The organism is Roseibium polysiphoniae (genome assembly GCF_014842925.1).
Taxonomy (GTDB): Bacteria; Pseudomonadota; Alphaproteobacteria; order Rhizobiales; family Stappiaceae; genus Roseibium; species Roseibium polysiphoniae.
Genome location: NZ_JACYXJ010000004.1, coordinates 322,091 through 342,699 on the forward strand (window position 1 = coordinate 322,091; position 20,609 = coordinate 342,699).

Consider the following 20,609-nt stretch of genomic DNA (forward strand, 5'->3'; position numbering starts at 1 on the left):
GCAAAAATATTTCTGATTTGCCATCGTGAGAATCACTTGCCGGCATATTAAAGGCATAAAAATGACGCCTTCGCGCAGGAAGCTGTCGCAAATGCGCCGTCAATTGAATGATCCTTGCAAGAGCGCTCGAATATGGCTTCCGGCTGTTGTGTCTCCGGGTTCATAGTGTAAAGTAGCTCTCGATCAGATCCTGTTTGAAGCGAGAAAATATTTCTCCGTTCCTTGGGCTGCGCCTACAGGGATGCGCAGGATTAGTGTCAGATAGAAGTGGAATAATGCGTCGAATTGTATCCAAAACTGAATATCGAAAACAGTTTGTGGATCTCCGCGTGACTGGCCGCTTTATTACCAAATCTGCGAAAATGATTTCTGATGCTGAAAACTACTCTTCGAGTGTTTTCGCGTCGTCTTTTCTTCCATCACCTAACAGACAGACTGCAGTGGAGTAATCACATGAAGAAGTTGTTTGTATCGGTCGCTGCCGCGACCCTTTGCATGGGCGCGTCTTCAGCAATGGCTGCTGAAGAATGCGGTACCGTAACCGTCGCTGAAATGAACTGGGCGTCAGCCGGTGCCATCGCACACATCGACAAGATCATTCTTGAAGAAGGTTACGGCTGCGAAGTCGAGCTGGTCAGCGGCGACACCATGCCGACTTTCACCTCCATGAACGAAAAGTCCGAGCCTGACATGGCGCCGGAACTTTGGATCAACGCTGTACGTGAGCCGCTCGACAAGGCTGTCGCTGCAGGCGATCTGATCATCGGCGGTGAGATTCTCAATGAAGGTGGCGTCGAAGGCTGGTGGGTTCCGACCTACATCGCAGAAGAACACGGCATTACGACTGTTGCTGAAGCTATGAAGCATCCTGAGCTGTTCCCGGGCGCTGAAGACGACAGCAAGGGCGCTTTCTTCAACTGTCCGTCAGGCTGGAACTGTCAGATCACGACTGGCAACCTCTTCAAGGCCTTTGGTGGTGAAGAAGCCGGCTTCGAGCTGGTCGACACGGGTTCTGCCGCTGGTCTCGACGGTTCAATCGCACGTGCGTTCGAGCGCAAGGAAGGCTGGCTCGGCTACTATTGGGCGCCAACTGCGATCCTCGGCAAGTACGACATGACGCTGCTCGACTTCGAAGTGCCGCATGACAAGACCGAATGGGACACCTGCACGGTTCTCACAGAATGTGCTGAGCCGAAGAAGAACTCCTGGGTTGCTTCGGAAGTCTACACGGTCGTCACCGACGACTTTGCAGAAAAAGCCGGTGTTGCCATGGAATATGTCAAGGGCCGCAGCTGGGACAACCGCACCGCCGGTAAGGTTCTGGCTTGGATGACCGACAACCAGGCAACCAACGAAGATGGCGCTTTCTACTTCCTGGAAAACCACTCCGACGTTTGGGAAAAGTGGGTCTCCCCTGAGGTTGCAGAGAAGGTCAAGTCTGCCCTCTAAGACGCTATTTTGAAAATACGCTCTTCAAATAGCCCGGAGCCCGCGTTCTGCGCGGGCTCCCATTAGGAACCTCCAGGATACCAGGAAAACGAACATGGACTGGGTCGAGTTTCCATCCCTTGGCCGCCGCGACCTTCGCGACTTGCGATTGGCCGTGGATGGTAGTTTCAAAGAATTCACACGTGCCTATGGCGAAACGCTGGAAAGCATTTTCGAGCCGCTGAAGACCTTTTTGGTCTGGCTTGAAAGTCTCCTGATCACATCGCCCTGGCCGCTTGTCCTGCTTGCCCTGCTGGCGATCGTCTTTGTGATGAGCCGCAGCGTCAAGATCACTGTCGGGTCAATGATCGCGCTTCTGCTGATCGGATACTTCGGCATGTGGGAAGACACCATGCGCACCATTGCCATGGTCGCTGTCTGTACACTGGTTGCGATTGTGTGCGGCATTCCCATCGGTATCTTGATGGCGCGCTCCGATCGTGTTCAGGCACTTGTCAATCCGGTGCTCGACCTGATGCAGACCATGCCAAGTTTCGTCTATCTGATCCCGGTGGTCATGATCTTCGGACTGGGCAAGGTCCCCGGCGTTATCGCTGTTGTGATCTATGCGATCCCTCCGATGATCCGACTGACCAACCTGGGTATCCGCCTTGTTGATACGGATGTTCTGGAAGCGGCTGACGCCTTCGGGTCTTCTGCCTGGCAGAAGCTGACGAATGTGCAGCTGCCACTGGCCCTGCCGACGATCATGGCCGGGATCAACCAGTGCATCATGATGTCGCTCGCCATGGTCGTGGTTGCCTCCATGATCGGCGTGAAGGGCCTGGGACAACCGGTTCTTCAGGCGATTAACAACCAGTATTTCACCATGGGTGTCATGAACGGACTGGCCATCGTTGCCATTGCGATCATCTTCGACCGTGCGACCCAAGCTTATGGCAAACGCCTTCAGAAACATTCGGAGGTCGTGCATGGCTGAGGCAACTGGAATTGAGATCCGCAACCTTTACAAGATCTTCGGTCCCGATGGGGAGACGATGGTCGAGAAGGTCAAGGCGGGCATGTCCAAGACCGAGCTGAACGAGGATTTCAATCACGTTCTTGGTCTGAACGACATCAACATCTCCATGCCCGGCGGCAAGATCCAGGTGGTGATGGGCCTTTCGGGGTCGGGAAAGTCGACCTTGATCCGGCACATCAACCGTCTGATCGACCCAACGGCGGGCGAGGTGCTCTACGGTGATGAGGACGTCTGCAAGATGTCTGCTCGTGAGCTTCGTGAGTTCCGCCGGCACAAGACTGCGATGGTGTTCCAGAAGTTTGCGCTTCTGCCGCATCGGACCGTGATGAAAAACACGGTCTACGGTCTTGAGATCCAGGGTGTGGGTGCCAAGGAAGCTGAAGAGCGCGCGGCACGCTGGATTGCCCGGGTCGGCCTTGAGGGTTTCGAGGACTACTATCCGAACCAGCTCTCCGGCGGCATGCAGCAGCGTGTTGGCCTTGCGCGGGCCCTGACCAACGATGCGGACATTCTCTTGATGGATGAGGCGTTCTCGGCGCTTGATCCGTTGATCCGGATGGACATGCAGTCGGTTCTGCTCGACCTTCAGGAAGAGCTGCACAAGACGATCGTCTTCATCACCCACGATCTGGATGAAGCGCTGCGCCTGGGAGATCGCATCGCGATCCTGCGCGACGGAGCTGTTATTCAGCAGGGCACCGGCCAGGACATCGTTCTGAATCCGGCGGATGAATACATCTCGAGCTTCGTCAAGGAAGTGAACCGTGGGCGTGTCATCATCGTCGACACCGTCATGGATCGCGACAACAAGCTCGAAGGCGGACTGACCATTCCGACCGGCGTCATGCTGGAAGAGGCTGCCAAGAGCTTTGCCGATTCCGGAGAGAGCAAGGCGAATGTTGTCGATGCGTCGGGAACGCCGGTTGGCATTCTGACAGTTCAGGACACCATTACCGCCATGGTGACACCAGCCTCGCACTAATGGGCGCTGGATCATACCAAATCGAAGAGGGCTTCGCAGTGCGGAGCCCTTTTGGTGTCTCGGGAGACTGGATACCAGACCTAGGAGGCGACCCGCTGTTTGTCTCGCCCGGTTTGACGTGATCCTGCCAGATTGGTTCTCAGCTCTTCGGTCAGAAGCGCTTGTTCGACATTGGACGGCACGTCGCTCGCGGGTATGGGGCGCCCGAATAGAAAGCCCTGAACCTGGGCGCAGCCGGCCTCGGTCAGGAAGTCGAGTTGAATTTTGTTTTCCACGCCTTCTGCCAGAACCGGAATCTTGAAGCTGTGACCGAGGAGCACGGCCGAGCGGATGATGGCGCGTGACCGGGGATCGGTTTCGATGGATTGCGTGAAGACACGGTCCACCTTGATCTTGTCGAAGGGGAAGTTCTGCAGCGTGTTGAGCGACGAGTAACCAGTGCCGAAGTCATCCATGGAAACCCGAACTCCCATGTCCCTGAGAGCCTTGATCGCCTGAAGCACGCGGTCATGGTCCTCGATGATGCTGCTCTCCGTCAATTCGATCTCGAGACGCTGCGCGGGCAGGCCGGTTTCGATCAGGATCTGGGACACAATCGCCGGGTAATTGCTGCGCGACAGCTGCAGCGGCGATGCATTGACTGAGACCGGTATGGCGGGATCCCAGGAGACGGCATGCTGACAGGCGGCCTCCAGAACCCATTGACCGATGTCGAGGATCTGACCTGTGCGCTCGGCGATCGGGATAAAGTCCGCGGCGCCGATAAGCCCCTTTTCGGGATGCTCCCAGCGCAAAAGTGCCTCATAGCCGGTGAGCTCCAGAGTGCGGGCGTCATTTTGAGGCTGGACGTAGAGCCGGAGCTGGTCGTCGGAGATTACGGACTTGAGATCGGCGGCGATGACGGCCTGCCGGCGATTGGCCTCCTCCATGCCATCGACATAGGTCTTGATCTGGTGGCCGCCGATCCGCTTGGCGCGCTTGGCTGCAAGAGCTGCTCTCAGAACCAGCGTGTCGAGATCGTTGCTGTCATCCGGGAACATTGCAATGCCGATGCTGGCATGCAGGTTGAGCGTATAGTTGTTCCAGTGGATGGGCTGCATGACGATGTCGCGGATCTTGTAGGCAAAGAGCATGGCCGCGTTGAGGTTCGGCACATTGCCCTTGAAGGCCACGAACTCATCGCCGTTGAAACGGGCGAGGAGCTCATCCTCTGCCAGGTCACCGAGAATATTCGCCGAGACGGCAGACAGGACCTCGTCGCCCGCGCCATAGCCATGCAGATCGTTGATCGCCTTGAACTGATCAAGGCTTATGAACAGGACGGCGGCCTGATCGCCGCTTGCTTCCTTTTCCACCAGCTGCGCCGAGATCATCTCGCTCAGATACTGGCGGTTCGGCAGGCCGGTTATCGGATCGTGCAGCGCAAAGTAGCGATACTTTTCCGTCGCTGCCCGCGTCCCCTGCGCGTCGATTGCATGACCAGCCGCGACAACGAGCATCAGCACGCCAAGTGCCAGAGCGACCGTGGTCAGAAGAGTGTATTTGTCCAGGACTGACGGCCCGATTTCCATGCCGCTGACAGGAATGAAGGTGACTGCTGCCGTGCCGATGAAATGCACACACAGGATTGCGGCCATGAGGCAGATGCTTGCACCGACGTTGCAGTAGCGGGAGTAGGGTCTCGCAAATCTGTTCAGGGCAAGCGCGCCGAGCAGGCCGCCGAAGGCAATGGAAGATGCCACCAAGCTCAGATCCCATGACTTGACGCCCGGCATGATGATCGCCGCCATGCCAATGTAATGCATCGCGGCAATTCCAAGCCCGATGACCAGGCCGCCAAGTTCAATGAACAGCGGTATGCCGCGCAAGGTCGCCAAAAAAAGTCCGAGGCCGGACATTAAGATGGCGACGATAAACGAGAGTATTGTGAGCTCGGCGTTGAAGGTGTGCTGGGCCGTGGCATCGTGATCGATCATGGCGATGAAATGCGTGCCCCAGATGGCGCTGGCACAGGCGATGCTGGCCAGGAACAGGCTCAGATGACGACGGGACCCCGTCTCGCTGTTGACGCGGCTGTAGAGCTTGATCGTGAAAAGGCAGCCTGCGAAGCCGACCAAGCTCGCCGCGGCCAGCGACAGAACATGATACTCGGTCGCTATGCTGGACAAGACGGTAAACATGATTTTCTCCTGGAAAGATCAGTTTCCGGCGAAAATCCAAATACAATAATAACAATCGCTTCTGGTGACTTTATTAGTTAGTAAAATGTCAAAGTTACGTAGTGTAATTTAAAAATTACAATGTGAATATTTTTCATCTTTCTGTGGTGTATCTAAAGCGCAACCCGCAAAAAAGACGGTGCTGGAGCGCCGTGCATTTCTTTTGGGTTAATTTCATCAGGGCGATCTGATCAACAAATATGCAGCTTTTGATGTGTCCAACTGCTCAGAAACCATTTTTGTCGACAATAATGCGAATTCCCAACGTCAATTTGTATCTTGTGTAAAATCTGATTGATATTTTTAACAAGGACTAACCAAATTGTCGTCAAAACGTTTGGCGCTTGGACGGTTAAGTATAGAGCGCCTCAAAAGGGTCAGTTTGTTCATTTAACCCAACAAGATATTCGTTGTTATTGAAAAAATTCTGGGACCGCATTGCCTATGGCAGTCAAATTGAAATCGACACGAGTCGACAGGGCTTATGATCGCCTGAAGGAGGATATTCTTTCCAGTGGACTGCCGCCAGGTTTCCAGGCTCCCGAACCGGATATTGCTGAGCGTTTGGGGATGAGCCGGACGCCGGTGCGCGAGGCTCTGATCCGCCTTGAGGCCGATGGCCTGGTCGAGCTGGTGCCGCGGAGGGGCGCAAAGGTTCTGGCGCTGTCACTCGAGGACCTTTCGGAAATCTACGACCTCCTGATCGCGCTTGAACCCTGTGCGCTTGCGAAGCTGACCAGTGAAAAGATCGACGCGGAAGCGCTCGAGGAACTGGAGGCACTGATTGGCGAGATGGAAGGTGCGCAGCGCGCGCGCGATCTTGACGCCTGGGTGGACGCAGATGACAGGTTTCATCGCAAGCTGCTCAGTTTGAGCGGAAATCAGCGGCTGACACACTTCACCGGATCTCTTCTTGACCAGGTGCATCGCGGCCGGATGGTGCTGTTGCGCATGTTGAAAGCGCCGATTGGCAACGTCCAACAGCATCGCGACGTGCTGGCCGCCATTCTCACGGGAGATGGCGCGGCCGCGGCGGATTTGGCACGGCGGCATCGCATCGCTGCAAAGCAGGCTCTGGAGGATGTCTTCAGCAGCTGTCGGTTGTCACAGGTCTGAGCCATTCGGATCTGGGGGAGGGGAAAATACATGGCGGGTCTGTTGCCTTCTTATCTGACCGCCCTTGCAAAGCTCTTCATTTATGTCAGCGTATTTGGACCGGACGATCACATGTCCGTCGTCTGAGCCCTATGGCTGGGACTGCGGCATGTGCCGGCGAGACACGAGTGCAGAGTGGAGCAATTCATGCGTCTTGAAACCGACGGTATCGGCCCGATTGAAGTTGCTGACGACCGCTACTGGGGTGCCCAGACACAAAGGTCGCTGAAGTATTTTTCCATTGGCACGGATGTCGTGCCGATCGAACTCGTTCACGCTTACGGGATCCTGAAGAAGGCTGCGGCGCTGACCAACCGGGACCTTGGCCTGCTCGATCCCGAGCTTGCCAGTCTCATCAGCACCGTTGCGGACGAGGTCGCCAAGGGTGATCTCGATGACCACTTTCCCTTGCATGTCTGGATGACGGGCAGCGGCACCCAGACGAACATGAATGTCAATGAGGTGATCTCGAACCGCGGGATCGAGCTGGCGGGCGGCGTGCTGGGGTCAAAGACCCCGGTGCATCCGAATGATCACGTCAACATGTCCCAGTCCTCTAACGACACCTATCCGACGGCCATGCATATGGCGGCTGCGATCCTGACGTCGCAGCGGCTCTTGCCCGAGGTCCGCTATCTGCGGGACAAGTTGCAGGTAAAGGCGGACACATGGAGCTGGATCATCAAGATCGGCAGAACCCATCTGCAGGATGCAACGCCCTTGACGCTTGGCCAGGAATTCTCCGGCTACGTGCATATGCTCGATGAGGATATGGCGCGCCTCGAATTTGCACTGGGCGATGTCTTCAAACTGGCTCTTGGTGGCACGGCCGTGGGCACCGGCATCAACACGCATCCGGAGTTCGCGGAAAAGGCGGCTGCCGAAATCGCGCGGTTGACAGGGCTGCCGTTCGTGACGGCGCCGAACAAGTTTGCGGTACAGGGCGCGCATAATGCGCTTGTCATGCTGTCTGGTGCCATGAAGTCGCTGGCAAGCTCCCTATACAAGATTGCGAACGACATTCGGCTTTTGGCCTGCGGACCTCGCTGCGGCCTGAACGAGCTGACACTGCCGGCCAATGAGCCAGGTTCGTCCATCATGCCGGGCAAGGTGAACCCGACCCAGTGCGAGGCGCTGGCCATGCTGGCGATCCAGGTCATGGGCAATGATGTGACGGTCGGCCTCGCAAGCAGCGGCGGGCATCTGGAGATGAATGTCTACAAGCCGGTGATGATCAATGCGGTTCTGCAGTCCGGCCGGATCATGGCAGACGGTGCGCGTAATTTTGCCGATTTCCTCGTCGAGGACATGGTGGCAAATGAAGACCAGCTTGCCGCCTACCTTGAGCGGTCACTCATGCTGGTGACAGCGCTCAGCCCGGTCATCGGCTACGACAAGGCGAGTGAAGTTGCGCATCAGGCTTTCGAGCAGAACAAGACCCTCAAGGAGACTTGCCTCGAACTTGGCTATGTCACCGCAGAAGAGTTCGATGCTGTCGTGGATCCGGCCAAGATGGTGTCATCGAGCCTCTAGGGCTCGCACACTGGTTCAGAGCTGCGCTCTTAGGAGAGCTGGCCCGCTGTCAGGCTTGCGTTGGTAGGGGACCTGTCGACTGACCGATGATCAGCTCTGCTTCCAGGTGTTCGCTGACGATGGTGTCCGGGTTCGGAAGGATCTTTTCGATCAAGAGCTGGGCCGCGCGGCTGCCTGCGTCACGAACGGATGAGCGGGTGCAGGTGAAAATTGGAACATCGCCGCAATTGGGCAGAAACGACAGGGCGTCGTCATGGGTAATGACTGAGATGTCACGGCCGATCTTCAGGCCGCATAATCCGATGGCCCGCGCGACGCCAATCGCCGTGATCATGCTTGAAACCATAAAGGCGGTTGGGGGCTCGGGTGACTTGAGCATTTCAAGCGCGCTGTCGGCGCCATAGGGCTCTGTCATGTCCGCCGCGCGCAAAAGCTCGGGGATGGTCTGTAAGCCTCGGTCGTGATGGGCCTTGTCGAACCCGGCGCGCCGCCGCGCGGCAAAGTCCATGTCCTCAAGGCCGTTCAAAAGGGCAATCCGCCGATGACCCAGATCGAGCAGCAGATTGGTCGCCCGCTCGAAGGCGCGCCCGTTGTTGACGTCAATCCAGGATGTCGCATGTTCCAGGCCGGGCACGCGGCCGTGGATCAGGAAGGGAAGGCCGAGCTCCTTCAGGAGGGCAGGTCTCTCATCGCTTGAGCGTGGCCCGTGCACCATGACGGCATCTGTCTTTTTCTTGGAGGCGATCTCGCGGTAGGCGGCTTCGACATTGTGATCCTCGACGACCGAGATGATCATGTCGTAGCCATGTCGGGAGTAGGTCTCTCCGGCTCCGGCGATGAACTCCATGAAAACCGGGTTCATCATCTCATGCAGGGAGCGCGGGATGACGTGGCCAATGGACATGGAACGCCCGGTCGCAAGGCGTCTGGCTTGCTGATTGGGAGCGTAGCCAAGCTTGCGGGCCATTTCCTCAACGCGGCTGCGTGTCTCGGCGCTCACTTCCGGATAGCCGTTCAAGGCGCGGCTGACCGTCGTCTGAGACAACTCCAGTGCCTGGGACAATTCCTTCAAGTTCAACCGGTTTGCTCCAAATCCAAATCGCTTTGGTTTCTTTTGGCATGTTGGGATGCGGAGTTAAATGTCAAGTTTGTGCCACAATGGCTTTCTTGACAAGAACGTGGTGTCGAGACATGTTGAGACGTAATTCAAAGCGGTTTGGATGGGTGTTTTGGAGGAAAATACAACCATTTCAAATTGCTCGACGTTTTAGGTGCGCGCAGGCGTGCCAGTCTGGATCTGGGAGGATCGTGATGATTTTGCGTTTTGGGACTACTACGGCTGCGGCGGCGCTCGCAGTCGGGCTGACAAGCATGTCAGCTCAAGCGGAGCTTGTGTTCAAGCCGGGTGAAGACTCGCGTTTCAACTGGGAGAGCTATGAGGCGCTGAAGGTGAACGATCTTTCCGGCAAGACGGTGACAGTGTTTGGTCCCTGGCTCGGTCCGGACAAGGATCTCGTCGAAAACACGATGGCTTATTTCGAGGAGGCCACTGGGATCGATGTTCAATACTCGGGCTCGGACAGCTTCGAACAGCAGATCGTGATCGATACGCAGGCTGGCTCTGCCCCCGATGTGTCGATCTTCCCCCAGCCGGGTCTTGCCTCCGATCTCGCAGGCAAAGGGTTTCTGGCACCGCTTGGTTCTGACACCGCCGATTGGGTGCGTGACAACTATGCCGCGGGCCAGTCCTGGGTTGATCTGGGAACCTTCAAGGGAAACGACGGTGAGGAAGAGCTTTTCGGCTTCTTCTACAAGGTCGATGTGAAATCGCTGGTCTGGTATAGCCCGGACAACTTCGACGATGCGGGCTACGATGTTCCGCAGACCATGGAAGAACTGAAGGCGCTGACAGAGCAGATTGTTGCTGATGGTGGCACGCCATGGTGCATCGGGCTCGGTTCTGGCGGAGCGACCGGCTGGCCCGGGACCGACTGGGTCGAGGACATGATGCTCCGCACCCAGCCGCCGGAGGTCTATGACCAGTGGGTCCGCAATGAGATCCCGTTCAACGACCCAAAGGTTGTTGGCGCGATCGAGGAGTTTGGATGGTTTGCGAACAACGAAAAGTTCGTCGATACGCCGGGCGCCGTCGCTGCATCTGATTTCCGTGACAGCCCGAAGGGCCTCTTTTCTTCACCGCCGGCCTGTTACATGCATCGCCAGGCGTCGTTCATTCCGTCGTTCTTCCCGGAAGGCACCGAAATGGGCGTCGATGCGGACTTTTTCTATTTCCCGGCCTATGAAGGCAAGGATCTGGGGGCTCCGGTCCTTGGCGCCGGTACCGTCTTTGCGTTGACGAACGATACGCCAGAAGGCCGTGCGCTGATCGAGTTCCTGAAGTCGCCAATCGCCCACGAAGTCTGGATGGCGCAGTCCGGCTTCCTGACACCGCACAAGGGTGTCAACGTGGATGCCTATGCGGATGACACGCTGAAGGGTCTTGGTGAGATTCTGCTCGGGGCAACGACCTTCCGCTTCGACGGATCCGATCTGATGCCTGGTGCTGTTGGCGCCGGCTCCTTCTGGACGGGAATGGTCGACTTTGTCGGCGGCAAGCCGGCCGATCAGGTCGGCACGGAAATCCAGGCGAGCTGGGACGCAATCAAGTAAGATGAAAAGACGGAGCGGCCGCGATCGAAAAGCGCGGCCGCCTCGGACCTTTCGGGACCTTTAGGGAGGGATCCCATGGAACAGCTGTTGCTGGCGCTCGTGTCCATGGCGGCAGGTGTCGGTGCCTGTGTCTTGTACTTCTGGGGAACAAACAAAATTCTGGACGGGATCTTCCCGGCCAGAGGGGAAAATGCGGGGCGCAACATCTTGCGTGCCAACAGCATTCGGCCCTGGCTGTTTCTTGGTCCTGCCATAGCGCTCCTGACGCTCTATCTGATCTATCCGGTGATCAACTCCGTGATCCTGTCCTTCTATGGGCCGTCCGGTAAGAGTTACGTCGGAACCGCGAACTACAGTTGGCTCATTTCCGACGCCGGCTTTCGCGAAAGCCTGCGCAACAACCTGCTCTGGCTGTTCGTTGTGCCGGCTGCGTCTACCTTCTTTGGCCTGATTGCAGCGGCTCTGACAGACCGGATTTCCTGGGGCAACATCGCCAAATCGCTGATCTTCATGCCCATGGCGATCTCGTTTGTCGGTGCGTCGGTGATCTGGAAGTTCGTCTATGACATCCGGGGCGAGAACATCGAACAGATTGGATTGCTGAATGCGATTGTCGTTGCGCTGGGCGGTGAGCCGCAGGCCTGGATCACGCTGCCTTTCTGGAACAACTTTTTCCTGATGGTCATCCTGATCTGGATCCAGACCGGCTTTGCCATGGTGATCCTGTCGGCTGCGCTGCGTGGTATTCCGGAAGAGACGGTGGAGGCGGCGGTTCTCGATGGCGCCAATCCCTTGCAGATCTTCATGAAGATCAAGGTTCCGCAGATCTGGGGGACGATCGCGGTTGTCTGGACGACCATCACCATTCTGGTGCTCAAGGTCTTCGACATCGTGCTGGCCATGACCAATGGCCAATGGGGCAGCCAGGTTCTGGCCAACTACATGTTCGACTGGATGTTTCGCGGGCTGGACTTCGGCCGTTCGGCGACGATTGCCATCGTGATCATGGTGATGGTCATTCCGATCATGATCTGGAACATCCGCGAAGCGCGGAAAGACGTTTGAGGAGAGGCGCATGCAAGGTATCGCAGGGCAGCGCCCGCTTCTGATCTGGGTCGTCCATCTGTCTGTGGCAGCACTTGTGCTGCTCTGGACGATCCCGACCTTTGGTCTTCTCGTGTCTTCTTTCCGAGATGGCGACCAGCTGTCCGTTTCGGGCTGGTGGACCGCCTTGACGGCGACCGAGCGCAACATCATTTTCCGCGCGCCTGCCTCTGCCGCCCAGGTTCAGGACGGTGACCAATGGGTGATTGCGGGGAACGTGTTCGAAGGGCAAACCGAGGGCGAGGTGACCGCTTTCGGGTTTTCCAGCAAGGCACCTGCCGCCTTTGCTCCCGGGCAGGCTGCCGAAATGAGACGCGGGCAGGTGCTTGAGGTTTCCCGGAACGGGGATTTTCGAATTGCATCGCCCGAGGAAATGAAGGGCAAGCGCGGCGCACGGATTTTCTACACCTCCATCGACCCGCCACGGTTCACCCTGGAAAACTATCGGAATGTGCTGTTTTCCGAAGGCATTGGCCGTTCCTTCATCAACACGCTGACGGTGACCATCCCGGCGACCATCATCCCGATCCTGATCGCGGCGTTTGCGGCCTATGCTCTGGCCTGGATGCAGTTCCCCGGCCGGGCCCTGTTGCTGGCCGTGGTCGTCGGTTTGCTGGTCGTGCCGCTTCAGATGTCTTTGATCCCGCTTTTGCGGCTCTATACGGATATTGGCATCGGCAAGAGTTACATCGGCATCTGGCTGGCACACACCGGCTTCGGCCTGCCGCTCGCGATCTATCTGCTGCGCAACTACATCAAGGGTCTGCCCAAGGAAATTATCGAGAGTGCCAAGGTGGACGGGGCGTCCGACTTCGAGATCTTTATCAAGATCGTCCTGCCCCTGTCGTTTCCCGCGCTCGCCTCTTTCGCCATCTTCCAGTTCCTGTGGACCTGGAACGACCTTCTGGTCGCGACCGTGTTCCTGGGCAACAACGAGGAACAGCTGGTCATGACCGGACGGCTTCGGGAGCTTCTGGGCTCGCGCGGTGGCAACTGGGAGATCCTGACGGCATCGGCCTTCGTCTCGATTGCCGTGCCGCTTCTCGTCTTCTTCTCGCTGCAGCGCTACCTGGTGCGCGGGCTTCTCGCAGGCTCGGTGAAGTGACATGAGCAAACACAACAACACGGCATATAGTATGGAGCTCGCGGCATGACTTCCGTTTCCCTGAAGGACGTCAGCAAGTCCTATGGCTCGGTCGAGGTTCTTCGGAACATCAATCTGGACATCGAAAAAGGCGAGCTTGTTGTCTTTGTCGGACCGTCAGGGTGTGGCAAGTCCACCCTCTTGCGGATGATCGCCGGCCTCGAGACGATTACGGGCGGCGACCTGCAGATCGACGGCGAGCGGATGAATGAGACGCCTCCGGCGCAGCGCGGCATCGCCATGGTCTTCCAGACCTATGCGCTTTACCCGCACATGAGCGTCCGTGACAACATGGCGTTCGGCATGAAGATTGCCAAAAAGCCAAAGTCGGAGATCGATGCTGCGGTGGACAACGCGGCGCGCATCCTGCAGCTGGAACCCTATCTGGATCGGCTGCCCAAGGCGCTTTCCGGTGGCCAACGCCAGCGGGTCGCGATTGGCCGGGCCATTGTGCGCGATCCCAAGGTGTTTCTGTTCGATGAGCCTCTGTCGAACCTGGACGCGGCGCTTCGTGTGGCGACGAGGATCGAGATCGCCCAGCTGAAGGAAAGCATGCCCGAAAGCACGATGATCTATGTGACCCATGATCAGGTGGAGGCGATGACGCTCGCCAGCCGTATCGTGGTTCTGCATGGCGGAAACATTGAGCAGGTTGGAGCGCCGCTTGATCTTTACGAAAGGCCGGCGAACACCTTTGTGGCCCAGTTTATCGGTTCTCCTGCCATGAACATGGTCGCGGCTCAGGTGACAGAGACGGGGGCGTCCACGACGGTTCAGATCCGAAAGGGAGCGGCTGCAACGGTGCAAGTGCCATCGAAGCCGGGAGATCAGAGCTCGCTGGTGCAGCTGGGTGTGCGTCCCGAGGATCTGGTGCTGACCGAGGGCAGTGATTTTCTGCTTGAGGGAACGGTTGCGATCGTGGAAGCGCTTGGCGAGACGACCGTACTCTATTTCGAGGGCAAGGACGGCGAGGTCGGGCTGATTGCCAAACTGCCCGGAATCCAATCTATCGGCAAAGGCACGAAGGTGCGGTTGACGGCAGCGCCGGACAAACTTCATCTCTTTGATGCCGAGGACGTGTCCTTCCACTACCGGTAAGTGCAAGCCTATTGGCATCACTGAGCAAGAGCGCCATCTGATGGCTGCCTTACGCTGGGCGGCTCGGTCTGACCTGGCCTTGGGCGATGAGCCTCTGGCGTTCCAATTGCTCCGGGCGCGGGTTGTCTCGGTAACAATCTGCGGCTTTATCTCAGCGCTTCAAACTCAACCCTCACGACATGCATCGGCTTTCCGAGCGATGCCGGGCGCGTGTGCTTTCGCATGAGTGGCTACGTGCAGGTCGGGGTGACGGAAATTGTCATCTCATGTTCATGTGAGCGTTGAGATACGTTCATATGAACATTCTATCACTCCAGCGAATTCGCAGAAGGGCATCGTTCCGGAGAGGAGCTGTGAACCTGTGCGGAGATTCTGCTCCAAGGTTTTGCTGGACACAAGCGGAAAATTTGAAGGGAACGAAAGCAAGATGTTGGGTCAGATCGATATCACAGAACGGCAAGCAGAAATTGCTGATCTGGTTCAAAAGGCCGGCTTTGCTTCGGTTGAAGAACTGGCTGCCCGTTTTGAGGTGACGACCCAGACCATCCGCCGCGATGTCAATGGCCTGTGCGAGCAGGGGCTCCTCAGACGAACCCATGGCGGGGTTGAGCCGCCCGCACCCTCAGGCAACAGTCACTACAGCACGCGGCAGATCCTGAACCTTGCCCAAAAGAAGCAGATTGCGGATCTGGTGGCGAGTGCCATCGACAACGGAATGTCGCTCGCTTTTTCCATTGGGACGACGCCGGAAATCGTCATGCAGGCGCTCACCGGCCATGAAGCGCTGTGCGTCTTCACGAATAACCTCAACGTGGCTTTTACAGCGTCCGTCAATCCGAGCTTCCAGGTCACGATCGCAGGCGGCAGGCTGCGGCACGGCGACCGGGATATTCTCGGCACCGCCGCACAGGATTTCTTCTCGAACTACAAGGTCGATATCGGCATCTTTGGCGTTGCCGGCGTCGATGAAGACGGCACGCTGCTCGATTTTCATGAAGATGAAGTCGCCGCGAGGCAGTCGATCCTGGCCAACTGCCGGCAATCGTTCCTTGTCCTCGACCATACGAAGTTCGGCCGGACCGCTCATGTGCGCGGTGGCCACATCTCAGACGTCTCGCATGTCTTCAGCGATCGACCGGTCCCCACGGGGGTCGAGGACGCCCTGTCTGATGCCTCAACCCGGATCATCACGGGCAACGAGCTGGAGGGGGCATGATGTCTGATCCGCTGACGGGAGCTCACGCAGGCAAGGCGATCCGGCTGGAGAACGTCAGCAAGCTGTTCGGTGAAAGCCGGGCCGTGGATGATGTCTCGATCGAGATTCCTGCCGGTTCCTTCACGGTTCTGCTGGGGCCGTCTGGCTGCGGCAAGTCGACGACCCTGCGCATGATCGCAGGTCTTGAAGGCACTGACGAAGGCAGGATTTTCATTGGCGGAGATGATGTCACGGGCAAGCCGTCGTCCAAGCGCGACATCTCCATGGTCTTCCAGTCCTATGCGCTTTTCCCGCATCTGAGTGTCGCCGAGAACATCATTTTCGGGCTCAGGGTGCGCAAGGTCGATGCGAGAGAACGCAGAGAGAAACTGGCGCGTGTCGCGGACCTTCTGGGTCTGAGCGAGCTCTTGGAGCGCAAGCCGGCGCAGCTCTCCGGCGGACAGCAGCAGCGCGTGGCGCTGGGGCGCGCCATCATCGGCGAAAAGCCGGTCTGCCTGATGGATGAACCGCTGTCCAATCTTGATGCGAAACTCCGGCACGAGATGCGTGTGGAACTTCGCGGCCTTCAGCAGCGCCTGGGCTTCACCATGGTCTACGTCACCCATGATCAGGTCGAAGCGATCACGATGGCGGATCAGGTGGTGCTTTTGAATGCTGGTCGCGCGGAGCAGGCGGCGACGCCTCGTGATCTCTATGAGCGGCCTGCAACGCCTTTCGCAGCACGCTTTATTGGCACGCCGCCCATGAACCTCATCCCCATGTCGGCGATCGAGCCGCTTCAGGACATGCCGACCGGGCTCTTGCTCGGTGTGCGTCCCGAAGCCTTGTGCCTGGCAGATGACGGAGGTCTGAGCGGCACCGTTCGCTCCGTTGAATATCTGGGCGCCGATACCCTGGCCGACTGCGAGGTCTCGGGCTCCCTGTTTCAGGTTCGCCTGCCCGGGTCGCGCTCTGTCTCCACGGGCGAGGCCTTGCGCTTCACCGCATCGACTGCGGATCTCCATGTTTTCGATCGGCTCTCCGGCGGACGCCGGGATGACCTGATCCCAGAAATCGGATCGCGATTGCGGCCCCAATAGCTGTGCTGTCGGGCGCAGACGACGCGCTTCATGCGCGAAGGCTCAAACCAAGGAAGTTTTGAGATGATTAAGTCCACATTCCTTAAGGCCGTTGCTGCAACGGCTCTTTCTGTCAGCACCTGGGCGTCTGCCCATGCGGTTGACCTGCAGTTCTATTTCCCGGTCGCAGTTGGCGGAAAGGCTGCCGATACCATTCAGGCTCTGACCGATGAATATGTTGCGGCCAATCCTGACGTGAAGATCGACGCTGTCTACGCCGGGTCCTATCAGGACACGGTTGCCAAGGCGATCACCGCTTCGCGTGGCGGCAACCCGCCTCAGCTGTCTGTGATCCTGTCGGTCGACATGTTCACGCTGATCGACGAAGACCTGATCCAGCCGTTTGACAACTATCTGACGACGGATGAGGACAAGGCCTGGGTTGACGGCTTCTATCCAGCGTTCATGGAAAACAGCCAGACAGGTGGCAAGACCTACGGCATTCCTTTCCAGCGTTCGACGCCAGTTCTTTACTGGAACAAGGAAGCTTTCAAGGAAGCCGGTCTTGATCCTGAAGTCGCTCCGGCGACCTGGGACGAAATGGTCGAGTTCGGAAAGAAGCTGACCAAGAAAGACGCTGACGGCAAGGTCTCTCAGTGGGGCGTTCGCATCCCGTCTTCCGGTTTCCCTTACTGGCTGTTCCAGGGTCTTGCGATCGAAAACAGCGCGACCCTTGCCAATGCTGAAGGCAACAAGACCAACTTCGATGATCCGAAGGTCGTTGAAGCGCTTCAGTACCTCGTCGACCTGAGCACCAAGCACGAAGTGATGGCTCCTGGCATCATCGAGTGGGGCGCAACTCCGAAGGCATTCTTCGAAGGTCAGACAGCCATGATGTGGACTTCCACGGGCAACCTGACCAACGTTCGTGACAACGCTCCGTTCGACTTCGGCGTTGCCATGCTGCCGTCCAAGGAAACCCGCGGTGCACCGACTGGTGGCGGTAACTTCTATCTGTTCAAGGGCGCTTCCGACGAGCAGAACAAGGCGGCTGTCGAGTTCGTTCAGTGGATCACGGCTCCTGCCCAGTCTGCAAAGTGGACCATCGCAACCGGATATGTTGCCCCGCGCGCAGAGACCTGGGAAACCGAAACGATGAAGGCTTACACAGCTGACTTCGCTCCGGCCCTGATCGCCCGCGATCAGCTCGCGTTCGCGAAGGCCGAACTTTCGACCTACCAGAACCAGCGCGTCACCGGCATCTTCAACGATGCACTGGCCTCTGTGATCACTGGCAAGAAAGACGCAGCGACCGCTCTCAAGGAAGCCCAGGCTCAGGCCGACGGCATCCTCTCCGAGTACCGCTAAATCCCATGAAGACCGGGCGGCGTCCGCTGCCCGGTCTTTGTCTCAAGACGTGAACTGACGGACCTTGCCATGCGGGTGACATTCAAACGGGACTGGATTCATAGCTGGCTGCTGTTGCTGCCGGCGATGGTGTTCCTCTTTGCCTTTACCCATATTCCGGCGGTCACGACCTTCATCAACAGCTTCTATTCAACGCCGCGCGGTCGCAGGCCTGCCAAATTCATCGGTCTGGAAAACTACGAGCGGCTTTGGGACGACCCGGTGTTCTGGAAGGTTATGTTCAATAACCTCTGGTTCGCGCTGGGGACGATTCCGCTTTCGATTGCGCTTTCGATCGCGATGGCCCTTTGGGTGAATGACAAGCTCGCCGGGCGAAGCCTGGTGCGCATGGCCTACTTCACCCCCACCGTCCTGCCCCTGATTGCTGTCGCCAATATCTGGCTGTTTTTCTACACGCCGGGCTTCGGCCTTTTCGATCAGGTCTTCGGAGCTCTCTTTGGCTGGTCAAGCACCAACTGGCTTGGTGATCCGGCGACGGCACTGAACGCCGTCATTGTGGTGACAGTCTGGAAAGAGGCCGGATTCTTCATGATTTTCTATCTCGCGGCCTTGCAGGCGATCCCCGTTTCGCTCGTCGAGGCCGCAAGGATTGAAGGCGCAAGCCGCTGGACGATTTTCTGGCGGATCACGTTCCCGCTTTTGATGCCGACGACGCTATTCGTCTCGATCAACGCGGTGATCAATTCGTTCCGGCTGGTGGACCATATTTTCATTCTGACCGATGGCGGTCCGGACAACGCTTCATCGCTTTTGCTGTTTTACATCTATGAAGTGGCGTTCCGGTTCTGGGAGACCGGCTATGCGGCAACCTTGACCGTCGCCTTGCTGCTGCTGTTGTCGGCGCTCGCGATTGGGCAGTTCTTCTTCTTCGATCGCAAGGTGCACTACAAATGAGTTGGTCTGGTCCCACGCTCGATCGTGTCCTGAACACAGCTGCTGCCTGGACGCTGGCGCTGTTGTGGATCCTTCCGCTTGCCTATGCGATCTGGACAGCCTTTCATCCCGCGGCCTATGAAGCGCGTTTCGTCCTGACGGCGCCGTTGACCATGGATAATTTCGCCAAAGCCTGGTCCGCCGCGCCATTCGCGCGCTATTTCCTGAACACGTTTGTTCTCGTCAGCCTCATTCTTGCCGGCCAGTTTTTCCTTTGTACGCTCGCTGCCTATGCCTTCGCACGCTTCGAATTTCCGGGGCGCTCGCTGCTGTTTTCGCTCGTGTTGCTGCAGCTTCTGGTGATGCCGGACATTCTGATCGTCGAGAACTACAAGACCATGCGGCTGCTGGACCTTGTCGATACGATCCCGGCAATCGCATTGCCGTATCTGGCAAGCGGGTTCGGCATTTTCCTGTTGCGCCAGACCTTCATGACGATCCCTAAGGAGCTGGATGAGGCGGCGCGGATTGAAGGTGCTTCCTTCCTGGGTGTGCTCTGGCGGGTCTATATCCCGCTCGCCAAGCCAACCTATCTTGCCTATGGACTCGTTTCGGTCAGCCACCACTGGAACAATTTTCTCTGGCCGTTGATCGTGACCAATTCAGTCGACACACGCCCGGTGACTGTTGGCCTGAGTATCTTCTCAGCAATCGACAGCGGCGTTGAATGGTCGGTGATCAATGCGGCCACGCTGATGACCAGCGGACCATTGCTTATCGCCTTCCTGCTGTTCCAGCGGCAATTCGTTCAAAGCTTCATGCGCGCAGGCATCAAGTAGCGCTTTCGGTACTACTTGCTTGCGCCCAGCACGAGCGGGCGGCGGTCGTTGCCGTAGGTTGGCTTCAAGGAGCAGTCCTGACAGCGCGCGACGCCCTCAAGGCCGTATCTCAGGCAGCAGACGCGGCGCGTTCTGGTGGCTTCGGAGCCGGAGGGGCGATAGGGGCTGAACAGCGGATTGCGGTTGCCATCCGGCTTTTTCGGGCTGCCGGTGATTGCTTTCAGATCGATGTCCTGGCTGCCGCTCCACAGGACCTCATGGGTGTAGTCGATGACGACGGCTGCGTTCATCCAGAACACTTTGGCGGAAACGCCACTTCGGGCCGACAGTGAGAAGACAAGCGGGGACAGGTGACCATCGATCAGGGGTGCGAGCCGATCGAAGGGTGTGTCCGTATCCAAAGCTGGGGCGACATAGGGATCGGTTAGTTCAAACCCCCGCGGCTGACCGGAGGCATCCAGCGCGAGACGCAGATTGGCAAGAGATGCGGGCAGCTGGGACCTAGCCGCGCCGGCCAAGAGTATCAGCGGTGGCAGCAGAAGGCCAAAGTACCATTGGGACCAGTAGGAGACGGATGATCTCGCGTCATCGCCGGGAAAGCTGGTCTCCGCATAAAAATCAAGAAGGTGCTTGAGGCTCGCGGGATCGGTGAGATCCGAGCATCTGCGGCCCTTGTCAGAATCGGGCGTGATCGCAAAACGCTCTCCGAGATGCGCCGCGTGGCCGTGAAACAGGCCGTCCATATAATCGCGCAGATCAATCTGGTCATCGGGGCAGGGCTCTGCGCCTGGCATTTGCGAAATTCCGTGGCTCTCTGATC

17 protein-coding genes are annotated in these 20,609 nt (G+C 57.8%); 14 read left to right on the top strand and 3 right to left on the bottom strand.

All coding sequences use genetic code 11. The features are described from left to right. Positions 1–453 precede the first annotated feature (453 nt). The 3 genes from IG617_RS11705 to IG617_RS11715 all read left to right on the top strand — a co-directional run bounded on the left by IG617_RS11705 (position 454) and on the right by IG617_RS11715 (position 3,452). A complete protein-coding gene (locus tag IG617_RS11705; RefSeq protein ID WP_192109393.1) occupies positions 454–1,449 on the top strand; it encodes an ABC transporter substrate-binding protein in 996 nt (331 codons plus the stop codon). A 94-nt stretch (positions 1,450–1,543) separates the two neighbouring features. Continuing rightward, a complete protein-coding gene (locus IG617_RS11710) occupies positions 1,544–2,428 on the top strand; it encodes an ABC transporter permease (protein ID WP_192109394.1) in 885 nt (294 codons plus the stop codon). Further along, complete coding sequence (locus tag IG617_RS11715) at positions 2,421–3,452, top strand: quaternary amine ABC transporter ATP-binding protein (protein ID WP_192109395.1); 1,032 nt, start codon at positions 2,421–2,423, stop codon at positions 3,450–3,452. The genes IG617_RS11710 and IG617_RS11715 overlap by 8 nt, the downstream gene beginning before the upstream one ends. An 80-nt stretch (positions 3,453–3,532) precedes the next feature. Here the strand turns inward: IG617_RS11715 and IG617_RS11720 are convergent, their stop codons facing one another. Then, positions 3,533–5,632: a putative bifunctional diguanylate cyclase/phosphodiesterase gene (locus IG617_RS11720; RefSeq protein ID WP_192109396.1), complete on the bottom strand. Its 2,100-nt coding sequence runs from the start codon at positions 5,630–5,632 to the stop codon at positions 3,533–3,535. A 495-nt stretch (positions 5,633–6,127) separates the two neighbouring features. On the opposite strand from IG617_RS11720, the gene IG617_RS11725 reads away from it, so the two are divergent. Continuing rightward, positions 6,128–6,787, top strand: a complete 660-nt coding sequence (locus IG617_RS11725) for a GntR family transcriptional regulator (RefSeq protein ID WP_192109397.1) — start codon at positions 6,128–6,130, stop codon at positions 6,785–6,787. A 186-nt stretch (positions 6,788–6,973) separates the two neighbouring features. Beyond that, the gene (gene fumC / locus IG617_RS11730) at positions 6,974–8,359 is read left to right on the top strand and encodes a class II fumarate hydratase (RefSeq protein WP_192109398.1); all 1,386 of its coding nucleotides are present in this window, start codon (positions 6,974–6,976) and stop codon (positions 8,357–8,359) included. A gap of 49 nt (positions 8,360–8,408) precedes the next feature. On the opposite strand, the gene IG617_RS11735 is transcribed toward fumC, so the two are convergent. After that, a complete protein-coding gene (locus IG617_RS11735; protein ID WP_192109399.1) occupies positions 8,409–9,437 on the bottom strand; it encodes a LacI family DNA-binding transcriptional regulator in 1,029 nt (342 codons plus the stop codon). 233 nt (positions 9,438–9,670) lie between these two features. Here IG617_RS11735 and IG617_RS11740 point away from each other — a divergent pair, with 233 nt between their 5' ends. The 9 genes from IG617_RS11740 to IG617_RS11780 all read left to right on the top strand — a co-directional run bounded on the left by IG617_RS11740 (position 9,671) and on the right by IG617_RS11780 (position 19,789). Further along, complete coding sequence (locus IG617_RS11740; protein ID WP_192109400.1) at positions 9,671–11,029, top strand: ABC transporter substrate-binding protein; 1,359 nt, start codon at positions 9,671–9,673, stop codon at positions 11,027–11,029. A 75-nt stretch (positions 11,030–11,104) separates the two neighbouring features. After that, positions 11,105–12,094, top strand: coding sequence for a carbohydrate ABC transporter permease (locus IG617_RS11745; protein WP_192109401.1), 990 nt, complete (start codon positions 11,105–11,107; stop codon positions 12,092–12,094). Between the two features lie 10 nt (positions 12,095–12,104). Next, positions 12,105–13,238 carry a carbohydrate ABC transporter permease gene (locus IG617_RS11750; protein WP_192109402.1) on the top strand — a complete coding sequence of 378 codons (1,134 nt, stop codon included), beginning with the start codon at positions 12,105–12,107 and terminating at the stop codon, positions 13,236–13,238. Positions 13,239–13,283: 45 nt separating this feature from the next. Then, positions 13,284–14,375, top strand: a complete 1,092-nt coding sequence (locus tag IG617_RS11755) for an ABC transporter ATP-binding protein (protein WP_192109403.1) — start codon at positions 13,284–13,286, stop codon at positions 14,373–14,375. Positions 14,376–14,802: 427 nt separating this feature from the next. Beyond that, entirely contained in the window at positions 14,803–15,591 is a 789-nt protein-coding gene (locus tag IG617_RS11760) for a DeoR/GlpR family DNA-binding transcription regulator (RefSeq protein WP_192109404.1), read from the top strand. Then, positions 15,591–16,670: an ABC transporter ATP-binding protein gene (locus IG617_RS11765; protein ID WP_192109644.1), complete on the top strand. Its 1,080-nt coding sequence runs from the start codon at positions 15,591–15,593 to the stop codon at positions 16,668–16,670. The genes IG617_RS11760 and IG617_RS11765 overlap by 1 nt, the downstream gene beginning before the upstream one ends. A gap of 63 nt (positions 16,671–16,733) precedes the next feature. Then, on the top strand, positions 16,734–18,017 hold the full coding sequence (locus IG617_RS11770) for an ABC transporter substrate-binding protein (protein WP_192109405.1): 1,284 nt from the start codon (positions 16,734–16,736) through the stop codon (positions 18,015–18,017). Between the two features lie 69 nt (positions 18,018–18,086). Then, positions 18,087–18,971: a carbohydrate ABC transporter permease gene (locus IG617_RS11775; RefSeq protein ID WP_192109406.1), complete on the top strand. Its 885-nt coding sequence runs from the start codon at positions 18,087–18,089 to the stop codon at positions 18,969–18,971. Next, positions 18,968–19,789 carry a carbohydrate ABC transporter permease gene (locus IG617_RS11780; protein ID WP_192109407.1) on the top strand — a complete coding sequence of 274 codons (822 nt, stop codon included), beginning with the start codon at positions 18,968–18,970 and terminating at the stop codon, positions 19,787–19,789. The genes IG617_RS11775 and IG617_RS11780 overlap by 4 nt, the downstream gene beginning before the upstream one ends. 11 nt (positions 19,790–19,800) lie before the next feature. Here IG617_RS11780 and fhuF read toward each other — a convergent pair whose 3' ends face one another. Then, positions 19,801–20,583 carry a siderophore-iron reductase FhuF gene (fhuF, locus tag IG617_RS11785; protein ID WP_192109408.1) on the bottom strand — a complete coding sequence of 261 codons (783 nt, stop codon included), beginning with the start codon at positions 20,581–20,583 and terminating at the stop codon, positions 19,801–19,803. Positions 20,584–20,609 lie beyond the last annotated feature (26 nt).